The sequence below is a fragment of the Shouchella tritolerans genome (genome assembly GCF_025770735.1).
In the GTDB taxonomy this organism is placed as follows: domain Bacteria; phylum Bacillota; class Bacilli; order Bacillales; family Bacillaceae_D; genus Shouchella; species Shouchella tritolerans.
Genome location: NZ_JAODPB010000013.1, coordinates 21,228 through 27,833, shown reverse-complemented (window position 1 = coordinate 27,833; position 6,606 = coordinate 21,228). Strand labels below are relative to the sequence as shown.

Below are 6,606 nucleotides of genomic sequence, written 5' to 3'. Positions count from 1 at the left end.
GTCGAAGTACCAAATATCGAGGATCCACCAGATGAGCCAAGCACAGATATCGATGTCGATCCAAAAGAGCCGAAAACGGAATCGAAAAAATCAGCAACAAATGCCGATGAAAGCAAAGACCGCTATGAAGTCGGCGACACGGTTGTGTATACGATCCAATCCCGCAACACGGTCGAAGACAGCTTGCTTGAAAACTTAAAAATCAGCGACGTCCTTCCAGAAGGGTTGACGTTTGTTGAAGGAAGTTTGGAAGTAAGTCATGGTGGAACAGGCAGCTATGAAGACGGCAAGGTAACGGCTGAATTTGGTGAAGTTAAAGATACCGAATGGCGTACGGTCACGTTTGAAGCAACGATTGACTCTGGCTATGTAGGAGAGAAGATCGAAAACGTTGCACTTGTCGAAGTACCAAATATCGAGGATCCACCAGATGAGCCAAGCACAGATATCGATGTCGATCCAAAAGAGCCGAAAACGGAATCGAAAAAATCAGCAACAAATGCCGATGAAAGCAAAGACCGCTATGAAGTCGGCGACACGGTTGTGTATACGATCCAATCCCGCAACACGGTCGAAGACAGCTTGCTTGAAAACTTAAAAATCAGCGACGTCCTTCCAGAAGGGTTGACGTTTGTTGAAGGAAGTTTGGAAGTAAGTCATGGTGGAACAGGCAGCTATGAAGACGGCAAGGTAACGGCTGAATTTGGTGAAGTTAAAGACACTGACTGGCGGACGGTCACGTTTGAAGCAACAATTGACTCTGGCTATTCAGGCGAGAAGATCGAAAACGTTGCACTCGTCGAAGTACCAAATATCGAAGATCCACCAGATGAGCCAAGCACAGATGTCGATGTCGATCCGAAAAAGCCAAAAACGGAATCAGAAAAATCGGCAGCACTGCTTGAAAAGGCAGAAGGCAATACCGATGCCGACAACCCAGAAGTGGGCGACACACTTCGGTATACGATTCAAACACGTAATACAATCGAAGATAGCTTGATCGCAAACCTCACCATCTCTGACGTCATTCCAGAAGGACTGGAGTATGTACCAGGAACGCTGAAAGTGAACGGAGAAGCCGTAACGGATGAGGAAGACGACGATCAAGGTCACTATGTCGATGGCAAAGCAGTGGGCCACTTCGGTGATGTCAAAGATACAGAATGGCAGACCCTCGAATTTGACGTGGTTGTATTGCCAGGTCAAGCAGGGAAAGACATTGAAAACGTCGCAGTCGTTGACGGTGACAATTTGGATGATCCAGACGAGCCACGTGAAGAAGTTGAAATTTACCCACGTGATTCCAAGCTAGAGTCAAGAAAATCAGCGAAAAATGCTGATGAAAGCAAAGAACGCTATGAAGTCGGCGACACGGTTGTGTACACGATTGAAGCACGCAACACGATCGAAGACAGCTTGCTCGAAAACCTAAAAATCACAGACATCCTTCCAGAAGGGCTAACGTTTGTGGAAGGTAGCTTGGAAGTAAGCCATAGTGGTACAGGAAACTTTGAAGACGGCACCGTAACAGCTGAATTTGGTGAAGTCACAGACACCGAATGGCGTACGGTAACGTTTGAAGCAACAATTGATCCTGGCTATGCAGGTGAGAAGATCGAAAACGTCGCTCTCGTCGAAGTACCAAATATCGACGATCCACCAGAAGAGCCAAGCACAGATATCGACGTTGATCCGAAAGAGCCGAAGCTCGAGTCGAAAAAATCAGCGAAAAATGCCGATGAAAGCAAAAACGGCTATGAAGTCGGCGACACGGTCGTGTACACGATCGAAACACGCAACACGATCGAAGACAGCTTAGTCGAAGACTTACGCATCACTGACCAGCTTCCAGAAGGCTTAGCATTTGTTGAAGGCAGCCTGAAAGTAAGCGAAGGTGGCGAAGGAAGCTTCGAAGACGGTACGGTAACAGCTACATTCGGCAATGTAACAGACACCGAGTGGCGCACGGTCACGTTTGAAGCGACAATCGAACCAGGTTTTGCGAACAAAACAGTCAAGAACGTTGCCACCGTAGGCGGCGGCAACATTGACGATCCAGACAAGCCAGAACACGAAGTCGACGTTGATCCGAAACAGCCGAAGCTTGAATCGAAAAAATCAGCGAAAAATGCCGATGAAAGCAAAGACGGCTATGAAGTCGGCGACACGGTTGTATACACGATCGAAGCTCGCAATACGGTTGAAGACAGTGCCGTAGAAGACTTAACAATTATCGACCAACTTCCAGAAGGCTTGGCATTCGTAGAAGGCAGCCTACAAGTAAGCGATGGTGGTATAGCCACTTTCGAAGACGGTACAGTTACAGCTGAATTTGGAACTGTTACTGACATAGAATGGCGTACGGTCACATTTGAAGCGACAATTGAGTCTGGAACATCGATTAAAAACGTTGCAACTGTAAATGGCGGCAACATTGACGATCCAGACAAACCTGAAGCGGAAATTGACATTAACGAACCACCAGCACCACCAACACCTGGCGATGGAGACAAAGAGGATCCAGTTGATCCGACTCCTGGCGACAAGCCAGAAGAGCCAAAACCAGGTAATGGCGGCACGAACAAACCTCAAGAGCCAACACCAGGAGACAAGTCGCCGTCAGATGGAAGCAAGTTGCCGAAAACAGCGACAAGCACGTACAATTTGCTTCTCATTGGTGCAAGCCTGCTTGTCCTCGGAGCCATTCTCTGGTTCTTTAGAAGGAAAAAGGCAGCATAAGCAACACGAAAAGGTGAAGGGCGGATGCCCTTCACCTTTCTCTATTTACGGACGTGCCATCGAGCGTGAAATGATCAAAAAAGATTAAAGCCCGATGGAAAACAAGATAATCGCTAAGATCAAGCCTAAGAACGGCACAACCACTGTCAACGCGCCATAGATTGGATAGGCGTCCTTATATCGTTCTCTACAAATCGCTGTTATCGTCGTCACTGTGTATCCCCCTTGGGGAAGGGAATCCAGCACACCAGACGACAAGGCTGCCACCCGATGCAATTGCTCCGCCGGGACGCCGATTTCCATATAGTGGGGAGCAAGCAATGGCAAGGCGATCGTTTGCCCACCAGAAGAAGAGCCTGTAATCCCTGCAATCACTAAGATGGCGACAGCGCCGCCTATTAAAGGGTCGCCTGGCAAGTTTGTCATCACAGCGACTGCATCTGAAAAGGCGTCCGTTTGTTTAGCTACACCGCCAAATCCAACGACTGCTGACGTATTGCCAACAGCAATTAACGCGCCAATCGTCCCTTCGGAAACACTCTCGCTTAAACTTTTAAAGTAAGAACGGTTAAATAGTAACGTCACAAGGCATCCGCCTAACAGAGCGACAATTAACGCTGATTGTTCTAAAGAGTGGTGGAACGCAAATGAGATTCCAAGAACGGTAAGCAACGGCAAAAAACTCACAAACGCGTTTGGCAATGCTCGCTCGCCAGTTTTCGGGTCGCTTGTTCTGCTTTCAAACGTTTCGCCTTTTGCTACAGCGCCCAAGATCATTTTACGGAGCCACCAATAGCCAAACATGATCATGCAAACAGCGACGATTAGGCTGACTTCCCACGCAGCATAAGGCGTCGTGCCGAGAAACGGGATCGGAATCCAATTTTGAATTTCTGGAGAGCCAGCTGATGTCATCGTAAAGGTGACGGAGCCAAATCCTAGTGCTGCGGGGATAAACCTTCTTGGCAAATTCGCTTTTTTAAACAAACTTAATGCCATCGGATAAACGGCAAAGGCAACAACAAACAAACTAACGCCGCCATACGTTAAAACGGCGCACGCTAAGACGATGGCCAACGGTGCATGTTTTAAGCCGATTCGTTGTACAATCCAGTTGGCGACACTATCAGCAGCACCGCTATCACCCATTAATTTACCAAATATTGCACCTATTAAGAACATAAGAAACCAAGAAAACACAAAATTTGAAAAGCCGTCCATGTAGCTTGCCACAAAGGATGCCTCTCCTTCCGCCGCTAACTGGGGAAAGATTGCCAGCCCGCTTGTTAGGGCAACAAGAAAAGCACAAAACGGGGCTGCTACCATTAAATTAACGCCTTTTACTGTTAAAAAAATCAGCAAAGCCAATCCACTAATTAAACCAATCATGCTAAGCACGGACATCACCTCATTTAGACGCATGAAAGCGCTCTCTTTATTGGTTGAGGTAGATACAGCCGTGCCTGCATCTACCTAAATGTTTCGCGAATGATTAGCTGGCCATCAATAGCTTTATGCACGGTTTGTGTTTCTTCTGAATCGATTTCTTCGCAAATCAGCGCGACTGTTTCGTTTACCATTTCATCGACAGGCTGTTTCCAAGTAGTCAAGGCATACGACGGCCAGGAGGCCATAGAAACGTCGTCGAAGCCAATAATCGCAATATCTTCTGGGATGCGGAGCCCTCTTTTCTTAACGCCATCGATCACCCCGAACGCCATAATATCATTGCCGCAAACAATGACATCAGGCCTGTTTGACTCCGTCAACTGCAAAGCGGCTTCGTACCCGCCTTCGTACGTATAATGACCGGACTCCTTTCTGAACGAGACGGACGTTGTTTGCAAGCTGTCTTTTAAGCCAATGAGGCGGTCACGCGTCGTCGATGTGTCCATCGGTCCAGAAACAAAGGCAATATTCGTAAAGCCTTTATCCAAAATCAATTGCCCGATGTCATAGCCTGCTTGGTAGTTGTTGCAGTAAACCGCGCTGCATCGTTTTGTATCTACATAGCGGTTGAACAACACAACCGGGATGCCGTTCGAAATGAAGCGTTCAATCGCATTAAGCGTAGGGGTTGCATCTGTAATAATGACGCCGTCGACATTGTATTCAATGAGCTTTACTACTTCGTCTTCATTAATTTTTTCGTTTTCTGCATTAATAAAAAGAATATGGTACCCTTTATCGAACAGCGCTTGATAAAATTTCTCCAACACTTCAGGGTAAAAAGGGTTTTTAATGTTCCGCATGACAATGCCGATCATATGTGTTTTTCTTGTGATCAGCCCCCTTGCGATCGCGTTTGGGCTATAGCCTAGTTTGGCAGCGGCTTCCATAATGCGTTGATGCTTTTCTGCCGACACTTTTGCGCCATGCCCGAACGCCCGGGAGACAGATGATTGGGAGACGCCAGCAAGTTTTGCGACATCCATTGAGGTTGCTTTTTTGGCCATGGCTGTTCCTCCTTGTCTACTCTAACAAGGAAAAGTATAGCACAGTTTGGCCAAAACCTTACTTGCCGTACCGTTCTACCCGCAAGCTTGCCTGTGCTTTATGGCCCATAAACCCTTCAAGCTCACATAACCTTTCCGCTATTCGGCCAATTTTCGCGCTTGCTTCTGGCGTACAGCGCTGATAAGTGCAGTTTTTAAGAAACTTGCCGACCCAAAGCCCCCCTGTATACTTGGCCGCTTTTTTCGTTGGCAGCGTATGGTTGGTGCCGATGACTTTATCACCGTAAGCGACATTGGTTTCTGGCCCGAGAAAGAGCGCCCCATAATTGGTCATGTGATTGAGAAAATAGTCCGTGTTCTCCGTCAGCACTTGCACATGTTCATAGGCAAGCCTGTCTGCTTCAACAACCGCCTCGGCTAGGTCATCAACGAGAATGATCGTGCCATGTTCTTCCCACGCTACTTTTGCTACATCAGCAGTCGGCAACGTTTGCAGTTGCCGCTCGATTTCAGCAACCGTCTCTTCGGCAAGTTTCCTTGACGTCGTGATCAAAGCGGCTGGGGACGTAGGCCCATGTTCGGCTTGGCCAAGAAGGTCTGTCGCTACCATTTCCCCGTCGGCCGTATCATCGGCAATGATGAGCACTTCAGTCGGTCCGGCGAACAAGTCAATGCCGACACGTCCAAATAGTTGCCGTTTTGCTTCAGCAACAAACGCATTTCCAGGGCCTACGAGCATATCAACCGCTTCGATGTTTTCTGTGCCTACCGCCATCGCAGTCATCGCTTGTACACCGCCGAGAATATAGATTTCGTCTGCGCCGGCGAAGTGCATAGCCGTAACGGTCGCTGCTGGAATCTCGCCGTTGATTGGAGGCGTGCAGCCAATCACACGTTTAACGCCTGCTACTTTCGCTGTTAGAATGCTCATATGGGAGGAAGCCACCATCGGATAACGTCCACCTGGAATGTAACAGCCGACACTATTGACAGGAATGTTTTTATGGCCTAAAAAGACGCCAGGGCGTGTTTCCACTTCGATATCTTGAATGGAGGCCCGCTGTTGTTCGGCAAAATGGCGGATTTGTTCCTGGGCAAAGCGAATGTCTGCTTTGACTTGATCAGGAACAGAGCGAACAATTCGTTCAATTTCCTCAGTAGATAAACGGAATTGTTCAGGGTCCCAATTGTCGAATTGCCGGGACAATTCACGAACAGCTGCTTCTCCTTCTTTTTCAATACGGGCAATGAGGCTTGCTACTGTTTGTTCGACTTTTCCATGTGAATCTTTGAGTGCACTTTCACTTTTCCCTTGCTTTATATACTGAGCCATTTTCATCTCTCCTTTGTTTTGCATACGTATTCAAAAAGCCATAAAAAAATAGATTTGCATACGTATGCAATGAAGTTG

General features: G+C 47.6%; 4 protein-coding genes. 1 reads left to right on the top strand and 3 read right to left on the bottom strand.

Going from position 1 to position 6,606, the window contains the following annotated elements; genetic code table 11:
- On the top strand, nucleotides 1-2,739 hold a 2,739-nt coding region (locus N6H06_RS22320; RefSeq protein ID WP_263707965.1), incomplete at its 5' end, for an isopeptide-forming domain-containing fimbrial protein.
- Between the two features lie 84 nt (nucleotides 2,740-2,823).
- Here N6H06_RS22320 and N6H06_RS22315 read toward each other — a convergent pair.
- From N6H06_RS22315 to hisD, 3 genes are all read right to left on the bottom strand, one after another.
- Entirely contained in the window at nucleotides 2,824-4,137 is a 1,314-nt protein-coding gene (locus N6H06_RS22315) for a GntP family permease (protein ID WP_263707968.1), read from the bottom strand.
- A gap of 71 nt (nucleotides 4,138-4,208) precedes the next feature.
- Nucleotides 4,209-5,195 (bottom strand): LacI family DNA-binding transcriptional regulator, encoded by a 987-nt coding sequence (locus N6H06_RS22310; RefSeq protein WP_263707964.1) that lies wholly within the window; start codon nucleotides 5,193-5,195, stop codon nucleotides 4,209-4,211.
- 58 nt (nucleotides 5,196-5,253) lie between these two features.
- Entirely contained in the window at nucleotides 5,254-6,528 is a 1,275-nt protein-coding gene (gene hisD, locus N6H06_RS22305; protein WP_263707963.1) for a histidinol dehydrogenase, read from the bottom strand.
- Between the last annotated feature and the right edge of the window lie 78 nt (nucleotides 6,529-6,606).

Coding starts and splice junctions, on each gene's coding strand:
- N6H06_RS22310 (WP_263707964.1), bottom strand. CDS start 5,195: ATGGCCAAAAAAGCAACCTCAATGGATGTCGCAAAACTTGCTGGCGTC.
- hisD (WP_263707963.1), bottom strand. CDS start 6,528: ATGGCTCAGTATATAAAGCAAGGGAAAAGTGAAAGTGCACTCAAAGAT.